Raw genomic sequence first — 22,863 nt, 5'->3', positions numbered from 1 at the left:
CATATTATCTTCCCATGTGAATTAGTAATACAGAAATATCGCTTGGAGAAACTCCGCTAATACGAGATGCCTGCGATAAAGTCATCGGACGTATCTTTTTAAACTTTTCACGAGCTTCATGCGACAATGATTTTATCTTATCATAATCGAACGATTCAGGAATCTTTACATCTTCCAAGCGCGTTAGCTTATCGGCATTGTTTTTTTCTTTTTCGATATAGCCAGAATATTTAACCTGTATCTCTGCTTGTTCCAATACTTCTTTATCAAGATTGTTGTCTTGTACATATTGAGCCACCTTTTCAAATTTCAGGATATCTTCCAAATCTATCTGCGGACGCGAAAAGACTTTAAACATTTTATCTGGTTGTGAAATCAATGCAGAACCTTTTTCTTCAAGAATAGGATTTGTTTCTGCAACGGTTACACTAGTTTCTTTAAAGAAAGAAACCATCGCTTCTGATTCGTTCAGCTTCTTCTCCATTCTACGCATACGAGATTCTGAAGCCAAGCCAATTTCAAAGGATTTTGGTGTTAATCGGAAATCTGCATTATCCTGGCGTAATAACGTTCTGTATTCTGCTCTTGAAGTAAACATTCGATATGGCTCTTCTGTTCCTTTTGTGATCAGATCATCGATAAGAACTCCGATATAGGCTTCATCTCTTCTCAAAATTAAAGGATCTTTTTCATGCACTTTTAAATGCGCATTGATACCGGCCATTAATCCTTGCGATGCAGCTTCTTCATAACCTGTAGTACCGTTTATCTGTCCTGCGAAATACAAACCTTCAACCAATTTCGTTTCCAGTGTATGTTTTAATTGCGTAGGTGGAAAATAATCGTATTCAATAGCATAACCCGGACGGAAGAATTTCACGTTCTCAAAACCTACAACAGAACGAAGTGCTTTAAACTGTACTTCTTCCGGAAGCGATGTCGAAAAACCATTTACATATACTTCAACTGTATTCCATCCTTCGGGTTCCACAAACAATTGGTGTCTTTCTTTATCCGCAAAACGGTTTATCTTATCTTCAATCGACGGACAATATCTTGGCCCAAGGCTTTTGATTCTTCCATTAAACATTGGAGAACGATCAAATCCTTCACGCAGCAAATCATGTACCTGTAACGAAGTATAGGTCATGAAACATGATTTTTGATGTACCAACGGCTTTGTTTCGTCAGAATAGGAGAACTTGTCCGGATTTACATCTCCAGGTTGTTCTTCCATTTTAGAATAATCCAACGAACGACCATCAACACGTGGTGGTGTTCCTGTTTTCATTCTTCCGGAAGTAAATCCGGCACGAACCAAATCTTCTGTGATTCCGTAGGCGGCTCCTTCACCTGCTCTACCACCGCCAAATTGTTTCTCTCCTATATGAATCAATCCATTCAGGAAAGTTCCATTTGTCAAGACAACAGACTTGGCTTTTATTTCAATTCCGAGCGAGGTCTTGATTCCTTTTATCTTACCATCTTCAATAATCAAACCTTTCACCATTTCCTGATAGAAATCAAGATTTGGAGTTCTTTCCAACATCAATCTCCATTCTTCAGCAAAACGCATTCTGTCGCTTTGAACTCTTGGCGACCACATCGCAGGACCTTTTGATTTATTGAGCATCTTGAACTGTATGGCCGTTTTGTCTGAAACAATTCCAGAGTATCCACCCAAAGCATCAATTTCTCTTACAATCTGTCCCTTTGCTATCCCTCCCATTGCTGGATTACATGACATCTGGGCTATGTTCTGCAAACTCATTGTAACCAATAAAGTTTTCGAACCCAAATTGGCCGCTGCCGCGGCCGCTTCTGAACCAGCGTGCCCGGCTCCAACAACAATCACATCGTAGGTTTCTTGAAACATTTTTTTATCCTCTCTTTACGATTTTGGAAAACCAAAATCTTATTGTGTTCCACGTGGAACGTTTATAAAATTTTATTCTTTTGGAAGAGATGTTTAAGCTATTGTTTCACGTGGAACATCGCAATTTTTTCATCTTCTTTTGAGCGCATCAACAGCTCATCTGTTTCCGACTTATCCTTGTAACCTGCAAAGTGCAATATACCATGCACCAATACTCTTTTAAGTTCTTCATCAAAACTCACATTAAAATCTTTTGCATTATCCGCCACTCTTTCAACAGACACAAAGATATCACCGTGTAATTCATTCCCTATGGAATAATCAAAACTAATGATATCAGTTAAAGTATCATGGTCAAGATATTTGACATTGATTTCGTGCAAGTATTCATCATCACAAAAGATATAATTTATCTCTCCTTCTTTCTTAAATTCTGAAACAATAATATCTGAAAGCCACTTTTCAATTTCATTTTCATTTGGCAATTCAAACTCGGTTTCGTAATTAAAACTAATCATCTTTCCTAAAATATTCTTGAACCTTCTGGTTAAAATTTGGCCGCAAAGGTAGTGTTTGTCTGTTTAATATTTCAATACTATTTAAATATTGCTTTAAGGCAGGAGAAATAGCATTCGTTTGGTTATTGTAATCTTTTGTGTTGGTTTGCGACTGCCGTTTCTTTTCCTCTCCTTGCTGTTGTATAGCATTATCCAACTTCAACAATTCGTGTTTTAGATTCAGCATCTTTTGAAGTGTCTCATTCTTGAAACCTTTGTTCAGCAAATCCTTTTCAATCTGCTTCATTTGGTTGAGAGCATTTTGTCCGTTACCACCCATACCTTCTTTCTCTAATGCTTTTTGTAGTGCTTCACGCAAGCGTTGCTGCTCTTTATAAATCTCTAATATTTCACCCGCATTTCCTTCTCCATCTTCACCTCCTTCACCTTCTTTGTTTCCACTTTTTGCATTCTTCCCTTTTCCTTCTTTACCAGGTTTCCCATCTTTGCCTTCATTACCTTCACCTGGTTTTTCTCCTTTCTTCATTCCATCTTTCATCTTTTCTCCAAGACCTTGTTGCTTCTGAATAATATCCGGAAGCTGCATTCCCTGACCTTGTCCTTGTTTAGGTTTGCCAGCACCAGAACCAGACATTTGCATCTGCATTTGCATATTGGTTAAGATCTCGCTTAAGAAATCAGCTAGCTTGTTGGATGATGACACTGCATATTGTTGGTGTGAAACTCCTTTCTGAATTTGGGCATCGGATAAAGTTTCGAGAGCCTTATCAACATTGTAATGTACGTTACCAATTTCAGTCGTGATGTTCTCTCCTATTTTTGGATTCCTCAACGACATAGCAAACAAACTATCATCAACATGCTTGAATTGCTGTTTTAAATCTTGTTGGATTTTTAGGTTTTTATTAAACGAAAGCGAACCCTTTTTAAGTCCTTTGAAGTTCTTCATCAGGTCTTCTTGTGAGAATGAATAGGCCAACAAATTGTCCAGTATCTGACGTAGCATTTTCACATCTTCTTCTAATTGTTCCATTTCACCACCGGCCATACTTTCCATCATAGCACCACTCATTTGCTTCATCTTTTGGGCAGCACTTTTCTGTTTTGGTTTGGCTTTGCCTTTCTGATCTTTTTTTAATTCATCAGAGGCTTTCTTTAAATCCTCATTAATACTCTTTTCGGTTTGCTCATCTTTTGGCAAGTCAATCGGTTTTTTTAATTGCTCATTATCCTTTTCAAGCTGGTCTAATTCCTTTTGAATCTTATCAAATTCTTTATTAATTTCTTCCTGATTTTCGACAGAATTTTCTTTATCTTTATTTGATAAAGCATCTTGTTTCTCGGAAAGTTTATCTAATTTTTCAGCTAACTGTTCTGCCTTTTTTTCTACATAATATTTTTTAGTAAGCTCAACCAATTGCTCTAAATTCTTGGTCTGGTTTTTTGAGCTTTGTTTGAATTTATCAATTTTTTCAAACAGTTCTTCTTCTCGTAGTTTCTCAGATAATTTTTGCAATTCATCTAATAACTTTTCATTCTTTTCGATTTCTTTTTCAGCCTTATCAAGACGTTCTTTTAGTTCTTCTTTGAACTCATCTTTCTTATCTGTCTTAAACTTATCGAGGTTGTCTTCCATCTTTTTGGAAAACTCTTTCATCATTTGCTCCTGCTGTTTTTGGCGTTGGATAAAGTCATTTACCTTTTGCTGATCTTTAAATTCAAGATTGGTTTTTTCCTTACCTAACTTTTGCAGTTTATCTATTTCAGATAATTGCTTATCCTGGTTTTTAATCGACTTTTGTAAGCTGTTGATATTGTCATTTTGCTGTTGCAAATTCTGTTCTTCTTTTTCTTCTATTGTAGCTAGCCTATCTGAGAAAACAGAAGATTTAGTAGATTTGAAACCATGCAATGCATCGTTATCAAAAACTTCAAAATAGTATTCATAAGCAACACCTTCTTCAACTGGAAGCTGACCCGGGAAAGAAAAAATGAACTGATCGAAAACATCTTTTTTAACCGGTAAGGCCATCTTCTTAGCTTCATTGGTTTTATTCTTTGGATAGAAAACAATTTGTAATTTGGATAATCCGTTGTCGTCAGAAACCTGCCCTACTATCACATTCTGATTTAGCTTAAGGCTATCCGGCGCATTGTTCACCGCTATAGTCGGAAACTGATCTTTGATAACAGAAATTTGATAATTTAACTTTTCATAGTGTTTTACTTTAGCATTTGAAGTCAAGATTTGATAATCTGTATTCTGAAGAATGCTTTTTGTAATCTGAAATGTGTTTTCGTTAGAAGAAAATGGCGTAATTGTTTTTAAATCAGACCATTCCACAGATTTTGTTGCTAAAGTAGCCACCTTCCAGGTCACTTTTGTCCCTTCAGGAACAATTGCATTCCCAGAACCTTGAATTGTTTCAGATTTTTTATTCAGATAGGATGGAAAATTCAAAACCATTTCAAAATTCGCAATCGTTGGAACAGCTACAACAGCCAGTTCATAATCTTTAGTCGTTACCTTATTGGCTTCGATATGAAACTTTATGTTTTTAGATGGTCTGGTAAACTTATATTCAAAAACTCCCGGCTTAAGGCTTTGCATAAAATAGCTTTCTCCATCAATGAAAATCATCGCATTTTCAGGAACCACTTTTCCTTCTGATTTTACCTGGAGTACAAAGTCATTTCCTTGTTCTGTCTGCAATGAAGGATTTACAATCTGGAAAGCAAACGGAGCTGGAGGTGAAAAACGTTCATTATAACGCACTACTCTATTGAAGCTTTGCGTAATCATATCGCTATTACCGGATATCATAAAGAAAGTAAAAAACAGAATCGGAATAACAGCCCAAGGAAGGTATTTAACGTTGCCTTTGAAATTGATGGCATTTCCAAAAGGAATCGGGTTTAAAGTCATTGCCTTTTGGTCAATGGAAGCCAACAGCAATTCGGACTGATTATTGTCATTTGACAATTGAAGGAAATTTTTCAGTTTGTCATCGACTTCAGAAAAATGACTGCCAATGATTGCCGATGCTTCTTCATAGTTAATTCCCTTTTGAAGTTTAAACAGCTTGAAAATTGGAAACAAGATAAACCGCAATAAGAGGAAAAGTTCCACGGCAACAAATGCCCAAAACAGAAACGTTCTGCCCATAGGTTTTAGCCAAAGGAAATATTCGACAAAAAGCGTAAACAGCAAATACAATAATCCTAGCCCAATAAAGAAAATCAATCCTTTAAGGAGTTCGTTCGCATAATACTTCTTGATGAATGCTTCTAATTTGTCGTATATCAGTGTTTTATTTTCCAAAATTGTCAGTCGTTTCTTTATAACCGATAAAAATAGTAATTTATATTAATATGAAAGGTTAAAATTGAGAGAGGCAATTTGAGATTTGGGATTGAAGATTTAGGATTTTAGATTACGGATTTCTTAGGAGTTATTGTCTGAAAACTGCTTTCCGTGAACTGATAACATTTAACTAAAATCGTATCTTTGCACCAAAATTTATTCAAAATGTCTAGACCTATTCGCGTTCGTTTTGCCCCAAGCCCAACAGGGCCTTTACACATTGGAGGCGTGAGAACTGCCCTTTTCAATTATCTGTTTGCTAAAAAACATGGCGGCGTGTTTTACCTTCGTGTAGAAGACACCGACCAAAACCGTTTTGTACCTGGAGCCGAGGCTTATATTCTGGAAGCATTAGAATGGCTTGGAATTGCTCCTGATGAGACAGTTGGAAAAAATGAAAAATTTGGACCCTATCGCCAAAGCGAAAGAAAACATCTGTATAAAGAATATGCCGATCAACTTATACAATCTGGATGGGCTTATTATGCATTTGACTCCGCAGAAGATTTGGACCAATTGCGTAAAAATGAAGAAGAACAAGGAAAAACATTTATTTACAATCACGGAAATCGTGAGCAATTGGATAATTCCTTGACCAATTCTGCTGAAAAAACAGCACAGAGAATTGCAAATGGTGAAGAATATGTTATTCGTTTCAAAACTCCGATTAATGAAATTTTGCATTTGAACGATATGATTCGTGGTGAAGTAAAATTCGACACCAATCTTTTAGATGATAAGGTTTTGTTCAAAAGCGACGGAATGCCAACCTATCACTTGGCCAACATTGTAGACGACCATTTGATGGAAACCTCACATGTTATCCGTGGTGAAGAATGGCTTCCATCTATGCCTTTGCATGTTTTGTTGTACAGAGCTTTTAATTGGGAAGCTCCGGAATTTGCACATCTTCCATTGATTCTAAAACCGGTAGGAAATGGCAAACTTTCAAAAAGAGACGGAGATAAACTTGGTTTCCCTGTTTTCCCTCTGGAATGGAAAGATCCAAGCTCAGGCGAAATATCTTCAGGTTATCGAGAAAAAGGATTCCTTCCTGAAGCAGTAATTAACTTCCTTGCTTTATTAGGCTGGAGTTCTGGAACCGATCAGGAATTATTTACGTTAGATGAACTGGTAGCTGCTTTCGATTTGGGGAGAGTTCATAAGGCTGGCGCAAAGTTTGATCCAGAGAAAAACAAATGGTTCAATCATCAGTATTTCCAAAGAGCTGATAATACTGTTTTAGCACATAAACTTTCGCATGTATTAGTAGAAAAGGGAATTAACAAACCAATAGAGTTTGTAACCGAAGTTGTTCGTTTGGTAAAAGAGCGCGCTACTTTTGCTTCAGAACTTTGGGATCTGTCTGAATTCTTTTTCTTAGCTCCTGCATCTTATGATGAAAAAGCTGCAAAAAACTGGAAACCGGAAACAGCAGAGTTGATGGAAAAATTGATTGTCATTTTAGAAAATACTTTGGATTTTTCAACCGAAAATGTTGAAAACACAGTCAAAGCCTGGATGACAGAAAATGAAATAGGAATGGGTAAAATTATGCAACCATTGCGAATGAGCCTGGTTGGATCTTTAAAAGGCCCTCACCTATTTGATATTATCAGCATGATTGGAAAAGAAGAAACAATTTCCAGAATTCAGAAAGCGGTTGCTTCTTTGAAATAAATTAAAGAGCCTTTCAGAAATGAGAGGCTTTTTTTGTACCTTAAACCCGATAAACTTTAAACACTCTATTATGGACTTAAACATTCCTTTGTATGTATTTTTATTCTTCGCCTTATTTATTTTCTTTTCATCGTTCTTTACAGTTAAGCAACAAACTGCTGCTATTATAGAACGTTTTGGAAGATACCAAAGCATCCGTCACTCTGGATTACAACTTAAAATTCCGATAGTAGATAAAATTGCGGGCAAGATTAATTTGAAAATCCAACAGCTTGACGTTATCATCGAAACAAAAACGAAAGAAAACGTATTTGTGAAAATGAAAGTTTCCGTACAGTTTAAAGTAATCCAAGATAAAGTGTACGAAGCGTTTTACAAGCTGGAATATCCACATGACCAAATTACTTCTTATGTATTCGACGTAGTTCGTGCTGAAGTTCCTAAGTTGAAGCTGGATGATGTTTTTGAAAGAAAAGATGATATTGCTATTGCTGTAAAACGTGAATTGAACGAGGCTATGACTACTTATGGTTATGATATTATCAATACGCTGATTACTGATATCGATCCGGACATTCAGGTAAAAAATGCCATGAACAGAATCAACGCAGCTGATAGAGAAAAATCAGCAGCAGAATATGAAGCGGAAGCAGGAAGAATCAGAATCGTTGCCAAAGCCAAAGCGGAAGCAGAAAGTAAAAGGTTACAAGGACAGGGTATTGCCGACCAGAGACGCGAAATTGCGCGTGGTTTGGTAGAAAGTGTAGATGTATTGAATAAGGTAGGTATCAATTCTCAGGAAGCCTCAGCTTTGATTGTTGTGACACAACATTATGATACGTTGCAAGCTATTGGTGCAGATGCTAACTCTAACCTGATATTACTTCCTAATTCGCCACAGGCCGGAAGTGATATGCTCAACAATATGGTAGCTTCTTTTACAGCTTCCAACCAGGTTGGTGAAGCGATGAAACGAGCTAAAGTATCTGAAAAGAAATCTACTCCAAAACCACCAATGTTCCCTGAATCGCATGAAAGTGATCATGGTGAAGTATAATCACATTGAAATAAAAAAAGAGGCTTATAGAGCCTCTTTTTTGTTTATAGACGGAAAATCTTTTTCGTCAGATACGCTATCCCGACATTCTTAAGTGGTCCGGATAAACTTCCTATTATGTTTAATGCTATCCCTGGGACTGTTCCTAGTATATTTTTTGCTGTAAAGCTATCTTTGGTGTCATGAAAACTTTTATTCATTTTTTCATAGGCCAAATCCTTCTCTACTTTCAAAATCTGAAGTTCTCTATTTATCTCTTCATACGAAGAATAACTCTTTACTTGCATAGACATTCGTTTAATATTTTTTGAAAAATAATCTTGAAAATGTTCTCAGAATCGGACCTTCAACAATCTTATCTTGAATATAATATACCAATATGGCAAGTACAAGATAAATCGCTCCGACAATTAAGAATCCATAAGCAAAATTATCCAGTCCATATCCAATCGCTAACGCTAATGCAATTGAAAAAAACAGGGTTACAATCACCAACATAATACTCAGCATGAATAATTTGAGCATTAATGTGGTCGATTTCATTGCAATCTTAAATCCCCAAAGTTTATAGTAGGCAATATTAGCGTCTAAAAATTCTTTGGCTCGGTCTTGCAGATCGTCTGTATTTTCTTTTATTTTTTCAAATGCCATAAAGCAGTTTTTTATTTTTTACTAGCTGCTGCAGCTTGTGACTTTAAATCAGCCAACTTTTTTTCTAAAGCAGCAATTACATCTTCTTTGGTATCTTGAGCATTGGCTACCAGTTCGTCAAAACTCGATTCCAAATCTACTTTCGCTCTTGAAAACTTGCTTTTTACCTGATCTGATAAATGATTGAATTTGTTTTGCAATTCATCTTTTTGGTGGTCGAATCCATCTTTAATTTTTCTTCTTGTTTTCTGACCTTTGTCTGGTGCGAATAAAATTCCAACTGCTGCACCAATTGCAGCTCCTGCTAATATTCCGATTACTGTGTTTGATCTTGACATAACTTTTCTTTTTTTATAGGTTAATAATCTAAAGTTACATTAAATTTTAACATTTCGATGTTAATAAGCAGTTAAAGTATAAGTAAGTTTAGCAAAACCCTCATATTTATCGTTTAATCAAAGATCAAAGACGTGACTATATCTTTACATTAACAATTTTTAAAAATGGCTTAAAACCCATTTATGAAAGTCGTTTTTAATTACAAAAAATTATGTGATTTTAATTTTCAATAGAAAAACCAAATAATAGAAAAAGCTCCTGAATTCAGGAGCTTCTCATATATAAAATTTATAGTTCTAATTTTCGGAAAGCAAATTTAAAACTTCTTCATTCTTTTCGGAATTTTTCAATTCGGCAAGCTGTGAGGAAAACTCTGAACGATTTGCTTCATCATTTTTTAAATTCTTAATAACTTCCATTCGAACAAAAGGCGATTCGCTTTTTAGTGACATGGAATATAACTTATGAATAGTTTCCGTTTCAACATCTGAAGGCTTCAGTGACGAATATTTCAGAAGATAATTTGAAAACAGCAAAGAACTCTTGTTATTGTTAATATTCTTCTTTAAAGTATTCTGCAGCAAGCTGAAATTGTTCACATTTTTCAGTTCCCCTCCTATTGTTTTTTCAACTGTGTTTCGTTCTTCTTCAGTGGCTACTTTAAAATATTTATTGATTTCCTTAAGGGAATTATTGATAATATTTTCTTCTTTTTTGCCCTTTTCTTCCCAGGTATCTTTTAAGGAAACAGTTCTGTTGAAAACTAATTTTTGTTCTGTAGAATCCTTATCTACAGTAAAATAGCCTAATCTTTGGAACTGGAATTTGTCTTCATTTTTAGCTTCTTTTAGACTTGGCTCTAAATAGCCAGTAACTACCTGAAGCGAATTCGGATTTACAAATTCCAAGAAATCTTTTCCTTTATGAGTATCCGGAGATTCATCGGTAAATAGTCGGTCATACAAGCGTACTTCAGCTTTAATTGCATGCGCAATAGAAACCCAGTGCAATGTGCCCGAAACTTTTCTTTGGCTTGCTTCCGTGCCACTACCGCTAAGGCTATCCGTATCATACGTCACATGGATTTCTGTAATATTTCCATTAGCATCTTTTACAACACTTTCACCTTTGATGATATAGGCATTTTTCAAACGTACTTCTTTTCCAAGAGTCAATCGGAAAAACTTGCCTGTAGCTTCTTCTAAAAAGTCTTCTCTTTCAATATATAATTCTTTTGAAAAAGGTACTTTTCTGAATCCTGCATTTTCATCTTCCTGATTGTTTTCTGCTTCTAACCACTCTTCTTTTCCTTCCGGATAATTGGTAATAACCAGTTTTACAGGATCTAAAACTGCCATAACACGAGGTGCAGTTTTGTTTAAATCTTCGCGGATACAGAATTCCAAAACAGAAACATCAATCAAATTATCGCGTTTTGCAATACCAATAGTATGGGCAAAATTTCGGATTGAAGCAGGCGTATAACCTCTCCTTCTCAATCCGGAAACGGTTGACATTCTTGGATCGTCCCATCCGTTAACATGCTTATCTTCAACTAATTTTAATAGTTTTCTTTTGCTCACTACCGTATGCGAAAGATTACGTCTTGCAAATTCTCTTTGTTTTGGACGTATGCTTTTGTCATCATAAATCTGATCCAGGAACCAGTCATATAATTCTCTGTGAGGCAAGAATTCAAGCGTACAGAAAGAGTGTGAAATCTGCTCCAGATAATCGCTTTCACCATGAGCCCAGTCATACATTGGATATATTTTCCACGTATCTCCTGTTCTGTGGTGGTGTTTATGTAATATACGATACATGATAGGATCACGCATCAGCATATTGGTCGATTTCATGTCTATTTTTGCTCTTAAAATGTGCGTTCCTTCCGGAAATTCTCCATTTTTCATTCTTTCGAACAAATCAAGATTTTCGGCAACTGAACGATTTCTGTATGGACTATCAACTCCCGGAGTAGAAGGCGTGCCTTTTTGCTGCGCCATTTCTTCTGAAGTCTGGCTATCAACATAAGCCTTACCGTTCTTAATAAACACAACTGCCCAATCATATAATTGCTGGAAATAATCAGAAGCATAACATTCATGTTCCCATTGGTATCCTAGCCATTGTACATCTCTTTTGATCGCATCCACAAATTCCTGCTCTTCTTTTGCAGGATTGGTGTCGTCAAAACGAAGATTAACAGGTGCTTGATAATCAATGCCTAAACCAAAATTTAAAGCAATCGAGCTTGCATGTCCGATATGCAAATAACCGTTGGGTTCAGGCGGGAAACGAAAACGTAATTTCTGTTGAGACAAACCATTTTTAATATCTTCTTCAATGATTTGTTCAATAAAATTCAGTGATTTTTCTTCTGATGCCATATTCATAAATTAAGACAGCAAAGTTATTCATTTTGCCAAGAAAATGCTTAATTTTTATTCTTTAATACCTAATTTTGAATAACGAAATTATAGAACGAATATCTCCAATCAAAAAACACATATTGTCATGGGAATTATCAAGCTAAAAAACATCAGAACCTACTCATTTCACGGATGTTTAGTAGAAGAAAGCAAAATCGGTTCTGATTATTCCGTAGATCTGGAAATCAAAACCGATATGCGTAAATCAATGGAAACAGATGAACTGCATGACACAGTAGATTATGTCCATCTTAATAAAATTGTAATGGAAGAAATGGCTATCCGTTCTAAACTTTTAGAGCATGTAGCCCATAGAATCGTAGAGCGGATTTTTAGAGAAATAGCTTCTGTTTCCAGAATAATTGTTTCCGTTTCAAAAATAAATCCTCCAATTGGTGGTGACGTTGAAGCTGTTACCATCCAATTGGAGGAATATAGAAACTAGTCTATTTCTTCTTCATTTTATATTTTTTCTCTTTGTATAAATCAGAAGCTGCAGTAACGTGAGCTAAAGCATCTTTTGCCAGCTCTTCATCTAATTTTACCGGTGTCAGGATAGTATCGTTTTCAATTTTGAACTGCAATGCTTTTTTATTTGGCTGCATGATAACGACCTGATCTTCTACACGGAAAGCATTGATATCGTGAAACTGCATGATAGATCTTCCTTTGGTTTCCGGCTTAAGATCATGAATATTTCTTCCTGGCATTGGCGTTTGCACTTTCATTCCAAGCATACTTAATAAGGTTGGCGGAATATCAATCTGGCTGCTCAATTTGTCAAATTTTTCGCCTTTTGGAACTTGTGGACCAATGATTAGAGCTGGAATCCTGAATTTTTTGATCGGTACCAAATGCTTTCCATAGGTTCTTGTATTGTGGTCTGCAATCACTATAAAAATTGTATTCTTAAAATAGTCTTCTTTTTTAGCCATTTCAAAGAATTTGCCGATAGAAAAATCAGCATATTTCATAGCATTGTTGACTGTGTTTTTATTTTTATCAAACAATTGAATCCTTCCATCAGGAAATTCAAACGGTTCGTGATTAGATGTTGAAAACATCAGGGAAAAGAAAGGTTTGCCTTTTTGAGATTTGAAATATTCATTTGCCTTTGTAACCAAATCTTCATCAGAATAGCCCCATGTTCCTTTGAAGGCGTATTTCTTTCCATCGCTGTCAAAATCAGCTTCATCAATAATATTATCAAAGCCATTTCCATTAAAGAAAGAGGCCATATCATCAAAATTAGCACTTCCTCCATAGATAAAACTTGTATCAAACCCTTTGCTTTTTAAAAGTGCCGCCAGTGTAAAAAAGTCGGATTGCGATTTACTTAATTTGACAACACTTTCTGATGGCGATGGCAAAAATCCGGTAACTACAGCTTCAATACCTCTTACACTTCTGGTTCCGGTACAATACAGGTTTGTAAATAATAAACCTTCTTTAGACAATGCATCTAAATTAGGTGTTAATGGCTTCCCTCCCAGACATCCTACATATTCTGCCCCAAGACTTTCTTGTAGAAAAATAACCAGGTTATATGGTTTTTCTCTTAATGAATCAGGATTTTGATTGTGCAATAATGGCAATTCAGGATCTATAAAATCTTCAGGTAGAGCAGTCATGTATTTTTTAACTCGGGCATAGGCTTCATTGCTATCCATTTTTCCATACATTTTTGCCGAATTGCCTTCGTTTTTCAAGGAATAAGCTGCATAAGCAACCGTATAAAAAGAATTCAAACCAATGCAATTAGTCAACTGGTCTGTTGAGAAAACAGCATTACTTGCGTTTATAGGACGTTTTGACGTTAAACTGGAGCGAGCCCCGAAAAACAATAAAAAAGCCACCAGAGGAAACAAAATCAGCTTTGTTTTATAATTCTGGAAGGACGGGTAAAACAATTTTTTCCCTTTTTTGTAACCAAAATAAACTGCTGCACTTAAAAACACTACTGCAAATATCATAGAAGGCAGGTAGCTTTTTAATAAAGTTCCCAAGACTTCTTTTGGATAAATCAAGTAATCCAGGAAAAGCCTATTGGGTCTTGTATCGTATTGAGCTATAAAATCCGGAGTCGAAACTTCCATTAAAAGGAACAGAAACAGGAAAAATAAAAAATAGATATGGAAAAACTTTTTAATTTTTTGTAGAAAACTGTCTGGTAAAAGACAAATCAGAACTGCGGGAAGAAAGGAAATGTAACACAAAATAATCAGGTCAAAGCGTAATCCAATTGGAAAAATACGCCAATAATTTTCCGTTTCGTCTATCCTATCCCTATACAAGAAAAAAAGCAATATCCTGCTTAATGTCATAATTATCAATCCGATAGAAATAAAATTAAATAATGGCTTTAGAAAATGGAGCTTTTTCAACATGTGTTTATTGATTTTGTTTGAGTCAAAAGTAAAATTTATTATTATCAAATGGTTAAAATTAAAAATTAATATTTGCTAAAGATTTTCTTGCGTTACAGCAAATAATATGTAAATTTGCCATCCAAACAGTTATGGCGTCGTGGCCGAGTGGCTAGGCTGGGCTCTGCAAAAGCTCCTACAGCGGTTCGAATCCGCTCGATGCCTCCAAAAGAAAAAGAGATACTTTACAGTATCTCTTTTTTTATTTTTGGTATTGAATATATTCCTTTATTTTCTTTTTTCTATTTTCTCAAGAGCTGATTTTACAAGCTTCTGGTCACTTGGAAACCATCCTTGCAGCATAATCGAGAATCCGAAAATGATTAAAAGTATGCTTGTTATCTTTTTAATTTTTAAGATATTAGAAGATGTCATTTTGTTTTTAAGTCTTTTGGCTAAAAACATTTTTGCCAAATCGACCATAAGGTAGGTACCTATAACTGAAGCGAAAAAAACAATCAGGCGGGAAGTTTTCAAATCGAGCTGAGGTCCAAAGGTAATGATAATCAAAAGCCAAAAGCCTAATACTCCAACATTGATAAAATTGAGAAGAAATCCTTTTATAAAAAGACTTCCGTAATTCTTTTTGATAAGTTCAACTTCAGCTTCATCAGATATATTTTTACTTGCTTTGTTGAGTTTTAGATAGGAAATTATACCATAAGTAAGCATAATCAGTCCTCCAAAAATAAAAAGAGCCGGTTCGTCTTTCAAGCTATTGATAAGTCGGTAGCTGCTGAAATAAGCAATGCAGATGAAAAGAACATCTGCTACTATGACTCCAAAATCGAAAACTAATGCAGCTCGAATGCCTTTGACAGCGGCAGTTTCTAGCAGTATAAAAAAAACAGGCCCGATCATAAAGCATAGGAATAAACCTAGAGGAATGCCTGTTAAGATGTCTTGAATCATTAAAAAAGGATTGTAATTTTTGAAAGTTTCTTCAGATCCATATTCAATCAGCAATTTATGCAAATTAAAAATAGTAACACAAAGATAATTTAAAAATTACAATCCTTAGCAGTCTTTATCGCTTGGATTCTGTAATATTTCCTCCAGCGAAAGTCTTTTTGTTTATTTTTTTAGGACTTCCATAAATAGTTATGTCTCCTCCTGCCCTTGTTTTTGCATCTACAAGTTCCGAAGCTCTTACATCTGCTTCGCCACCAGCATTTACCGCAACCGAAGTCTGGGAAGTTTCTAAATCTTTAGCATCAACTATACCTCCAGAATTAATGACAATATCCTGACTATTAGCATTTCCTTTCAATCTTACAATACCGCCCGATGTAGCTTTTACGTCTAATTTCTTCACATCAAGGTTGATTTTAATTTCTGCACCTTCTTTTGAATTGACATGAAAATCAATGGCTTTGAACGTTTTTTCGCTTGAAACATAAGAACCTTCACTTGCTTCAATAGTTTCAATTTCGTTTTTGAAATAAATAATTGCAGTGATATCTTCTCCTTTCAATAGCTTTTTAAGCTTCATTCTTACTTTCAGCTCTCCATTCTTGTTGACAATTTCTACATCATCTCTCCTGTTTCCAGTAATTTCTATTTTGTTTTCGTTTGCAGGAACAAGCTGAACTGAAATTCTGTCAAAAACCTTTACCTGATCAAAGTCTCCTAAATTTTTAGTGAGCTTTTCTTGTGCAAAATTCACTTGCGATAGCATTAAAAATGCTACTAAAATTATCTTCTTCATCTGTCTTATAATTTGGTTAGTATCTTACTTATTCATTCTTTCTCAGAAAAGTAAAGTCCAATTGTTTTTTAACCAGATCGGCACTTTTTACTTTAACATAAACTTCGTCTCCCAATTGTAGAATATTCTTTGAAATTTCTCCAACCAAAGCATATTGCTTTTCATCAAATGTATAATAATCATCACGTATTTCACGAATCCTACACATTCCTTCACATTTATTGGAAACAATTTCTACATAAATTCCCCATTCCGTTACTCCTGAAATCACTCCTAAAAACTCTTCATCCTGATGATCCTGCATGTACTTGACCTGCATGTATTTAATGCTGTCACGTTCTGCATTGGTTGCCAAAACTTCCATGTTAGACGAGTGTTGACATTTCTCTTCATAGGATTCTTCATCAGCAGATTTTCCTCCATCGAGATAATGCTGTAACAAACGATGTGCCATTACATCAGGATAACGCCTGATTGGTGACGTAAAATGCGAATAATAGTCAAATGCCAAACCATAATGTCCAATATTCTCTGTTGAATATTTTGCTTTACTCATGGATCGGATGGTCAATGTATCGACCATATTCTGTTCTTTTTTTCCGTTGACATCTTCAAGCAATTGGTTAAGCGATTTGGAAATATCTTTTTTAGATTTAAAATTGATACTGTATCCAAATTTTGAAATAACGGTTTGCAAATTGATCAGTTTATTTTCATCCGGTTCGTCGTGGATTCGATAAACAAATGTTTTTTTAGGTCTTTGTTTTCCAATGAATTCGGCTACTTTCCTATTGGCTAAAAGCATAAATTCTTCAATCAGATGATTGGCATCTTTTGAAACTTTAAAATAAACTCCAACAGGTTCTGCAGCTTCATTAAGATTGAATTTTACTTCAACTTTATCAAATGAAATCGCCCCATCACGCATTCTCTTTTTACGTAATATCTTAGCCAACTCGTCCATTTTTAAAGTCGCTTTCTGAATGGCTTCCGGAACAATGTATTCACTTCCGGTTAAAGAAATCTCTGCGGGAATGCTATTTCCTTTAGTCTCAATAATATGTTGTGCTTCTTCATAAGCAAAACGCTGATCTGAATAGATTACTGTTCTACCAAACCATTGGTTAACAATCTCGGCATTTTCCTTTAATTCAAAAATGGCAGAAAAAGTATATTTTTCCTCATGCGGTCTTAGCGAACAGGCAAAATTTGATAATACTTCCGGAAGCATCGGCACTACTCTATCTACCAGATATACCGAAGTAGCTCTTTGATAGGCTTCATTATCCAAAATAGTTCCTTCTTCCAGATAATAGGAAACATCGGCAATATGGACACCTATTTCATAATTTCCATTTTCTAATACCTGGAAAGACAAAGCGTCATCAAAATCTTTAGCATCTTTTGGATCGATTGTGAATGTCAACACATCGCGCATATCACGTCGTTTGGCTATTTCGCTTTCCTGGATAGATGTATCTAGTTTTTGAGCATAGGCTTCAACTTCGACAGGAAAATCGTATGGTAAGCCGTATTCTGCTAAAATGGCATGGATTTCTGTATTGTGCTCTCCTGGTTTTCCAAGAACTTTGATAACCGCTCCAAACGGGCTGTCTGCTTTTTTTGGCCAATCTTCAATATGAACCAAAACAACATCACCATTCTGCGCCTCGCCTATCTTCTCTTTTGGAATAAAAATATCGGTATACATTTTGGGATTGGCTGTAGAAACAAAGGCAAAGTTTTTTTGGATATCAATGACTCCTACAAAATCGGTCTTTTTTCTTTCAATAATTTCAATGACCTCACCTTCCGGCTTTTTACCTCTTCTTCTGTTATAGACATAGATCTTTACCTTGTCACCATCTAAGGCTTTGTTCAGGTTATTTGTAGGTATAAAAATATCGTCTTCAAATTCTTCCGAAACAAAATAAGCAGTCTTTCTGCTTGTCATGTCGATAACACCTTCGTAGTAATCCTGGCTGGTAGCTATTACCATATATTTGCCCGGTTCTATCTCAACAATTTTTTTCTGTGAAGCTAAAAGTTTAAGGTCTTTTATAATTTCATTTCTGCTTTTTGTATCGTCTACTTCAAGCTTTGCTCCTATTTGTTTATAATTGAATGTTTTATTGGCGTCTTGCGATAAAATCTTTAAAATTTTTGCTGTAAAATCTTTTGTTTTATTTACAGGCTTTCGTGGTTTCTTACTCATATTCTTTTCTAATAATGCTGAAAATTACGAAATTGTAGGCAGTTTCTTCTCAAATGTTAATTTTTTTAAACAAAATATAACTTTTGGTCTATTCATGAGTAAAAGCATTTCTTGCTATCTTTATGAAAACCAAATTCAAATGGAAAATTTCATTACCATCGCAATCTTCAATTATCCTCATGAAATCACTATCCTAAAGCATAGGCTCGATTTAGAGGACATCCGATATTTTTTCGAAAATGAGACAATGATGAACATCGTTCCAATGTATTCACAGGCATTGGGAGGAATCAAACTTAAAGTCCATCCGGAAGATGCAGAAGAAACAAAAGAAATTCTTGACGAACTTAACCGTAACCAAAATCTGAAAATCGTTTAAATCTTTCGAAGTTGTCAACATTCATTAAAATCAAAAAAAGAAAAAGGAAATTTTAAATTAATTTTTTGATGGTTATTATAGCTTGTTGATAGATGGAATAATTTAATTTTTTAGGCATAGGATTTTAAGATAGTATTTGTTATACCGACTTATCAACAATTAGAATTTAATATAAAGACTTCATTTTTAAGTGTTTTTAATACTTTGTTAACATCCGTTGATAATCGTTTTTACTTCTAAATTGTAAATAACTTTACTTGTTAATTTGTGTTAACAAACTAATTTTTGTTGCTGATAACTTTTCCAAAAAATCGCCAAACTAAATTTGCTTTTCTAAATGCAATTTTGGATTAGTCATTTTAATCGAACAAACAAGAAATACTTCTAAAATTCTATCCGAAGTTATGAACAATCCATGTTAATTTATAATTAACTAAAAGTCAGTAGATTGTAAATTCCTATTAACATTGCAATAAATTAACATTTACGTTACAATTTATATAATGATTATCAACCTTTTACAAAACCATAAAAACGTAAAGGATTGATAATCAAAAGAAGCAACTTCAATAGGATTTAGTTTGGTAAATGTAAACCGTTACGGTAAATTTGCAGTACACAACTAATAAATAGAATTATGAAAATTTCAATAGGAAATGACCACGCCGGACCGGAATATAAAATGGCGATTGTAGAAATGCTAAAAGCGAAAGGTTATGAGGTAACTAATTATGGTACCGATACAACTGATAGTGTGGATTATCCTGATTTTGGACATCCTGTAGCCCTGGATGTTGAAAACGGTAAAGCAGATTTCGGAATCGTAATCTGTGGCAGCGGCAACGGAATCAATATGACTGTTAATAAGCACCAGGGAATTCGCAGTGCCTTATGCTGGACTAAAGAAATCGCAGCATTGGCAAGACAGCATAACAATGCCAATATTATCAGCATTCCGGCACGTTTTACAGCCATACACCAGGCTGTGGAAATGGTAGAGACTTTTTTAAATACCGATTTCGAAGGTGGGAGACACCAGAATCGCGTGAATAAGATAGCCTGTAGCTAAACATCTTTTCGAAATATAATTTAAAAGCATCTTTGAAAACACGGGTTTTTGAGATGCTTTTTTTAAATTGCCTCCTCTTAAAATTATTATCAAGACTTCATATGACCAATTTAGAATTCATTTCCAAACAAGTTACAGCACCAGTAAAAAATATAGAAAATACATTGCAGCTTTTAAACGAAGATTGCACTATACCTTTTATTTCAAGATATAGGAAAGACAAAACAGGCAACCTTGATGAGGTTATAATCGAACAGATTGCCAAATTGAATAAAGAATTCGAAACCATTGTTAAAAGAAAAGAAGCTATTCTTAAATCGATAGAAGAACAGAATTCGTTAACTCCGGAATTGGAAAAAAAGATCAGACAGAGTTTTGATTTAAACGATCTGGAAGATTTGTATCTGCCTTTTAAGAAAAAGAAAAAAACAAGAGCCGATGTTGCCCGTGAAAAAGGATTGGAACCTTTAGCCAAGATTATCATGGCACAAAATAATGATGATATTGATTTTGTAGCTTCGAAATATATCAACGACAAGGTTGAAAACGAAGATGAAGCGCTTCAGGGAGCAAGAGATATTATAGCCGAGTGGATTAATGAAAACATTTACATCAGGAAAAATCTCCGACGTATTTACCAACGAAAATCAGCAATCGTAACCAAAGCCGTCAAGCTGAAATTTGAAAATGAATCCAGCCCGGAAGCAGAACAGGTTAAACAAAAGGCTAAAAAATTTGAACAATATTTCGATTGGTCGGAAAATTTGATAAAAGCACCTTCTCATCGTCTTTTAGCAATGCTTCGTGCAGAAAACGAAGGATTTATAAAGCTAAAGATTGAAATTGAAAATGAGGAAGCCATCGAAATGATGGAAGAGTCTATTATCAAAAACAAAAAAGAAACGGCTATTCATCTTAAGAAAGCAATTGAAGATAGCTACAAGCGATTGTTAACTCCTGCAATTTCAAATGAAACATTACAGGAAGCAAAAGCAAAAGCAGATATTACGGCAATTCAGGTTTTTGCAGGTAATTTGGGACAGCTGCTATTGGCGCCACCTTTAGGCGAAAAAAGAATTCTGGCTATTGATCCGGGTTTTAGAAGCGGTTGCAAAATCGTATGTCTTGACGAAAAAGGCGATCTGCTATACAATGAAACGATTTTTCCGCATGCGCCACAAAATGAAACAGCAATTGCCATGAAAAAAATCCGATCTATGGTGAATGCTTATAAAATCGATGCCATTTCTATTGGAAACGGAACTGCTTCGCGGGAAACGGAGTTTTTTATTAAAAAGATAGCTTTTGACAAGCCAATACAAGTATTTGTAGTAAGTGAAGCAGGAGCTTCGGTATATTCAGCATCAAAAATTGCCCGAGACGAATTTCCAAATTATGATGTGACGGTTCGTGGTGCCGTTTCGATTGGAAGAAGATTATCAGATCCTTTGGCTGAACTTGTAAAAATTGAACCAAAATCAATAGGAGTAGGGCAATATCAACATGATGTTGACCAATCTCAATTGAAAGAAGAATTGGATACAGTAGTCATGCGTTGCGTGAATTCTGTAGGTATCAATATCAATACGGCGAGCAAATCATTATTGAGCTATGTTTCCGGAATAGGGGAAAAGATGGCCGAAAATATTGTGGCATATCGTTCAGAAAATGGTGCTTTTGAAGAAAGAAAGCAATTAAAAAAGGTACCGCGATTGGGAGAAAAAGCGTATCAGCAGGCAGCAGCGTTCGTTAGAATTTCAAACGCAAAAAACCCGTTGGATAATTCTGCTGTGCACCCGGAGGCTTATGGCATAGTCGAAAAAATGGCAAAAGACCTGAAAATATCACTAAATGAGCTGATTGCCAACAAGGAGAAAATAAGCCAGATACCATTAGAAAAATATGTTACAGAAGATGTAGGGTTATTGGGTTTGAAAGATATTCTCAAAGAATTAGAAAAACCAGGCTTGGATCCGAGAAAAGCAGCCAAGGTTTTTGAATTCGACCCGAATGTAAAAACAATGAATAACCTGAGAACAGGAATGGTATTGCCAGGAATAGTAAACAACATCACTAATTTTGGATGTTTTGTTGATATCGGAATCAAGGAAAGTGGGCTAGTCCATATTTCGCAATTAAAAGAAGGTTATGTTTCTGATGTAAATGAAGTAGTCAAATTACACCAACAGGTCCAGGTAAAAGTAGTTGAGGTAGATGAAAGCAGAAAAAGAATACAATTAACAATGATTTTATAAAAATTGTAAATCGAATACAAAATTTTTTATATTTGAAAACTCCCTGAAAATTAAAGCAGTAAACTAAATTGTAAGCCAAATGATAAAACTAAATTTAAAGCCGATTTTTAAGATGAAAGGGATTACTAAACCAGTAAAATATCTTATTGAAAAAGGCCATTCCGGAAGTTATGCCAATGGAGCAGTAAACGATAAGTTACTGTCAATTCCATTTAGAAAATTAGAAAAATTCTGTATAGATTTTAACTGCACACCAAACGATCTGTTTGATTTTATCCCAGAGAATCATCAACAACTTCCCCATGACCACGCGCTTTATTCCATTTCGAAAGGTGATACTATAGGAGAAATCCATAAGTTGTTAAATGAATTGCCAGTTTCTAAAATTAAAGAACTATATGAAGTTTTAAAAAGCAGTCAGGAATAAAAAAAGCCTCCAGGATAATCTGGAGGCTTTTTTTATTTATTCGGTGAACATAGGTTTGTATTTGTCCCAATTGTCAGCAATCATCCAGATATTGATAAGGAAGAGTACTCCGGCTATGGAAAGTCCGGAAGGCATGAATACCGCATTATGTAATATAATTCCAACAATTACCGGAAGAATAACGATAGCACCAAGAGCCCTCGTTTTAGGGAAAATAAATAATAATCCTCCCAGCAATTCAATTGTAGCAACCAAAGGCATCAGCCATACAAGGGTTCCTATAGCTTCGTAAAGTTTCAATTGTTCTGGCGTTGCCTCGGGCATAGGCATATAATGAAAAAATTTATCCAGGCCGGCATTGATAAACATCAGCCCAAAAAGAACACAAAGAATGGTTTTGATTATTTTCATGTTTTATTATTTTTTAAGTTATTTTGTTATAGCTAAATTAAAAAATTAAGCGTTTA

The 22,863-nt window shown here is 35.1% G+C and carries 19 protein-coding genes and 1 tRNA gene; 8 read left to right on the top strand and 12 right to left on the bottom strand.

Features of this window, described 5'->3' with window-relative positions:
- Positions 1-4: 4 nt before the first annotated feature.
- From mnmG to ABH942_RS13940, 3 genes are all read right to left on the bottom strand, one after another.
- A complete protein-coding gene (gene mnmG, locus ABH942_RS13950) occupies positions 5-1,876 on the bottom strand; it encodes a tRNA uridine-5-carboxymethylaminomethyl(34) synthesis enzyme MnmG (protein ID WP_370032977.1) in 1,872 nt (623 codons plus the stop codon).
- Between the two features lie 98 nt (positions 1,877-1,974).
- Positions 1,975-2,394 (bottom strand): rRNA maturation RNase YbeY, encoded by a 420-nt coding sequence (gene ybeY, locus ABH942_RS13945; protein ID WP_370032975.1) that lies wholly within the window; start codon positions 2,392-2,394, stop codon positions 1,975-1,977.
- A complete protein-coding gene (locus tag ABH942_RS13940; protein WP_370032973.1) occupies positions 2,387-5,716 on the bottom strand; it encodes a hypothetical protein in 3,330 nt (1,109 codons plus the stop codon). Before ABH942_RS13940 ends, ybeY begins: the two co-directional genes overlap by 8 nt.
- 207 nt (positions 5,717-5,923) lie before the next feature.
- Between ABH942_RS13940 and gltX the strand changes: the two genes are divergently transcribed.
- Together gltX and ABH942_RS13930 are read left to right on the top strand one after the other, a co-directional pair.
- Positions 5,924-7,438, top strand: coding sequence for a glutamate--tRNA ligase (gene gltX / locus ABH942_RS13935; protein WP_370032971.1), 1,515 nt, complete (start codon positions 5,924-5,926; stop codon positions 7,436-7,438).
- Between the two features lie 70 nt (positions 7,439-7,508).
- Complete coding sequence (locus tag ABH942_RS13930) at positions 7,509-8,495, top strand: SPFH domain-containing protein (RefSeq protein WP_370032969.1); 987 nt, start codon at positions 7,509-7,511, stop codon at positions 8,493-8,495.
- Positions 8,496-8,539: 44 nt separating this feature from the next.
- On the opposite strand, the gene ABH942_RS13925 is transcribed toward ABH942_RS13930, so the two are convergent.
- The 4 genes from ABH942_RS13925 to ABH942_RS13910 all read right to left on the bottom strand — a co-directional run bounded on the left by ABH942_RS13925 (position 8,540) and on the right by ABH942_RS13910 (position 11,875).
- Positions 8,540-8,788 carry a DUF6327 family protein gene (locus ABH942_RS13925; RefSeq protein ID WP_370032968.1) on the bottom strand — a complete coding sequence of 83 codons (249 nt, stop codon included), beginning with the start codon at positions 8,786-8,788 and terminating at the stop codon, positions 8,540-8,542.
- A 4-nt stretch (positions 8,789-8,792) separates the two neighbouring features.
- A complete protein-coding gene (locus tag ABH942_RS13920; protein ID WP_370032966.1) occupies positions 8,793-9,146 on the bottom strand; it encodes a competence protein in 354 nt (117 codons plus the stop codon).
- Between the two features lie 11 nt (positions 9,147-9,157).
- Positions 9,158-9,484 (bottom strand): YtxH domain-containing protein, encoded by a 327-nt coding sequence (locus ABH942_RS13915; RefSeq protein WP_370032964.1) that lies wholly within the window; start codon positions 9,482-9,484, stop codon positions 9,158-9,160.
- 297 nt (positions 9,485-9,781) lie between these two features.
- Complete coding sequence (locus tag ABH942_RS13910; RefSeq protein ID WP_370032962.1) at positions 9,782-11,875, bottom strand: glutamine--tRNA ligase/YqeY domain fusion protein; 2,094 nt, start codon at positions 11,873-11,875, stop codon at positions 9,782-9,784.
- A gap of 127 nt (positions 11,876-12,002) precedes the next feature.
- On the opposite strand from ABH942_RS13910, the gene folB reads away from it, so the two are divergent.
- Positions 12,003-12,362, top strand: a complete 360-nt coding sequence (gene folB, locus ABH942_RS13905; protein ID WP_370032960.1) for a dihydroneopterin aldolase — start codon at positions 12,003-12,005, stop codon at positions 12,360-12,362.
- A gap of 1 nt (position 12,363) precedes the next feature.
- On the opposite strand, the gene ABH942_RS13900 is transcribed toward folB, so the two are convergent.
- On the bottom strand, positions 12,364-14,304 hold the full coding sequence (locus ABH942_RS13900) for an LTA synthase family protein (protein ID WP_370032958.1): 1,941 nt from the start codon (positions 14,302-14,304) through the stop codon (positions 12,364-12,366).
- Positions 14,305-14,437: 133 nt separating this feature from the next.
- Here ABH942_RS13900 and ABH942_RS13895 point away from each other — a divergent pair.
- A tRNA-Cys gene (locus tag ABH942_RS13895) sits at positions 14,438-14,511 on the top strand.
- 60 nt (positions 14,512-14,571) lie between these two features.
- Here ABH942_RS13895 and ABH942_RS13890 read toward each other — a convergent pair.
- From ABH942_RS13890 to rnr, 3 genes are all read right to left on the bottom strand, one after another.
- Entirely contained in the window at positions 14,572-15,255 is a 684-nt protein-coding gene (locus ABH942_RS13890) for a LysE family translocator (protein WP_370032956.1), read from the bottom strand.
- Positions 15,256-15,370: 115 nt separating this feature from the next.
- Positions 15,371-16,051 carry a head GIN domain-containing protein gene (locus tag ABH942_RS13885; protein WP_370032954.1) on the bottom strand — a complete coding sequence of 227 codons (681 nt, stop codon included), beginning with the start codon at positions 16,049-16,051 and terminating at the stop codon, positions 15,371-15,373.
- A gap of 28 nt (positions 16,052-16,079) precedes the next feature.
- Positions 16,080-18,266 (bottom strand): ribonuclease R, encoded by a 2,187-nt coding sequence (gene rnr, locus ABH942_RS13880; RefSeq protein ID WP_370032952.1) that lies wholly within the window; start codon positions 18,264-18,266, stop codon positions 16,080-16,082.
- A gap of 139 nt (positions 18,267-18,405) precedes the next feature.
- On the opposite strand from rnr, the gene ABH942_RS13875 reads away from it, so the two are divergent.
- The 4 genes from ABH942_RS13875 to ABH942_RS13860 all read left to right on the top strand — a co-directional run bounded on the left by ABH942_RS13875 (position 18,406) and on the right by ABH942_RS13860 (position 22,396).
- Positions 18,406-18,645 carry a putative signal transducing protein gene (locus ABH942_RS13875; RefSeq protein ID WP_370032950.1) on the top strand — a complete coding sequence of 80 codons (240 nt, stop codon included), beginning with the start codon at positions 18,406-18,408 and terminating at the stop codon, positions 18,643-18,645.
- 637 nt (positions 18,646-19,282) lie between these two features.
- Complete coding sequence (rpiB, locus tag ABH942_RS13870) at positions 19,283-19,714, top strand: ribose 5-phosphate isomerase B (RefSeq protein WP_139998870.1); 432 nt, start codon at positions 19,283-19,285, stop codon at positions 19,712-19,714.
- A 101-nt stretch (positions 19,715-19,815) separates the two neighbouring features.
- Complete coding sequence (locus tag ABH942_RS13865; RefSeq protein ID WP_370032948.1) at positions 19,816-21,969, top strand: Tex family protein; 2,154 nt, start codon at positions 19,816-19,818, stop codon at positions 21,967-21,969.
- Positions 21,970-22,081: 112 nt separating this feature from the next.
- Complete coding sequence (locus ABH942_RS13860) at positions 22,082-22,396, top strand: helix-turn-helix domain-containing protein (RefSeq protein WP_370032946.1); 315 nt, start codon at positions 22,082-22,084, stop codon at positions 22,394-22,396.
- 36 nt (positions 22,397-22,432) lie between these two features.
- Here ABH942_RS13860 and ABH942_RS13855 read toward each other — a convergent pair whose 3' ends face one another.
- Positions 22,433-22,807: a MauE/DoxX family redox-associated membrane protein gene (locus ABH942_RS13855; protein WP_370032944.1), complete on the bottom strand. Its 375-nt coding sequence runs from the start codon at positions 22,805-22,807 to the stop codon at positions 22,433-22,435.
- Positions 22,808-22,863: the final 56 nt, after the last annotated feature.

The organism is Flavobacterium sp. 28YEA47A, from assembly GCF_041262125.1.
Taxonomy (GTDB): Bacteria; Bacteroidota; Bacteroidia; order Flavobacteriales; family Flavobacteriaceae; genus Flavobacterium.
The sequence above is the reverse complement of the archived record's forward strand: the minus strand, read 5'-3'. Positions and strand labels throughout refer to the sequence as shown.

Coding starts and splice junctions, on each gene's coding strand:
- ABH942_RS13890 (WP_370032956.1), bottom strand. CDS start 15,255: ATGATTCAAGACATCTTAACAGGCATTCCTCTAGGTTTATTCCTATGC.
- ABH942_RS13860 (WP_370032946.1), top strand. CDS start 22,082: ATGAAAGGGATTACTAAACCAGTAAAATATCTTATTGAAAAAGGCCAT.
- gltX (WP_370032971.1), top strand. CDS start 5,924: ATGTCTAGACCTATTCGCGTTCGTTTTGCCCCAAGCCCAACAGGGCCT.
- ABH942_RS13875 (WP_370032950.1), top strand. CDS start 18,406: ATGGAAAATTTCATTACCATCGCAATCTTCAATTATCCTCATGAAATC.
- mnmG (WP_370032977.1), bottom strand. CDS start 1,876: ATGTTTCAAGAAACCTACGATGTGATTGTTGTTGGAGCCGGGCACGCT.
- ABH942_RS13855 (WP_370032944.1), bottom strand. CDS start 22,807: ATGAAAATAATCAAAACCATTCTTTGTGTTCTTTTTGGGCTGATGTTT.
- ABH942_RS13930 (WP_370032969.1), top strand. CDS start 7,509: ATGGACTTAAACATTCCTTTGTATGTATTTTTATTCTTCGCCTTATTT.
- ABH942_RS13910 (WP_370032962.1), bottom strand. CDS start 11,875: ATGGCATCAGAAGAAAAATCACTGAATTTTATTGAACAAATCATTGAA.
- ABH942_RS13915 (WP_370032964.1), bottom strand. CDS start 9,484: ATGTCAAGATCAAACACAGTAATCGGAATATTAGCAGGAGCTGCAATT.
- ABH942_RS13885 (WP_370032954.1), bottom strand. CDS start 16,051: ATGAAGAAGATAATTTTAGTAGCATTTTTAATGCTATCGCAAGTGAAT.
- rnr (WP_370032952.1), bottom strand. CDS start 18,266: ATGAGTAAGAAACCACGAAAGCCTGTAAATAAAACAAAAGATTTTACA.
- folB (WP_370032960.1), top strand. CDS start 12,003: ATGGGAATTATCAAGCTAAAAAACATCAGAACCTACTCATTTCACGGA.
- ABH942_RS13925 (WP_370032968.1), bottom strand. CDS start 8,788: ATGTCTATGCAAGTAAAGAGTTATTCTTCGTATGAAGAGATAAATAGA.
- ABH942_RS13920 (WP_370032966.1), bottom strand. CDS start 9,146: ATGGCATTTGAAAAAATAAAAGAAAATACAGACGATCTGCAAGACCGA.
- ABH942_RS13865 (WP_370032948.1), top strand. CDS start 19,816: ATGACCAATTTAGAATTCATTTCCAAACAAGTTACAGCACCAGTAAAA.
- ABH942_RS13900 (WP_370032958.1), bottom strand. CDS start 14,304: ATGTTGAAAAAGCTCCATTTTCTAAAGCCATTATTTAATTTTATTTCT.
- rpiB (WP_139998870.1), top strand. CDS start 19,283: ATGAAAATTTCAATAGGAAATGACCACGCCGGACCGGAATATAAAATG.
- ybeY (WP_370032975.1), bottom strand. CDS start 2,394: ATGATTAGTTTTAATTACGAAACCGAGTTTGAATTGCCAAATGAAAAT.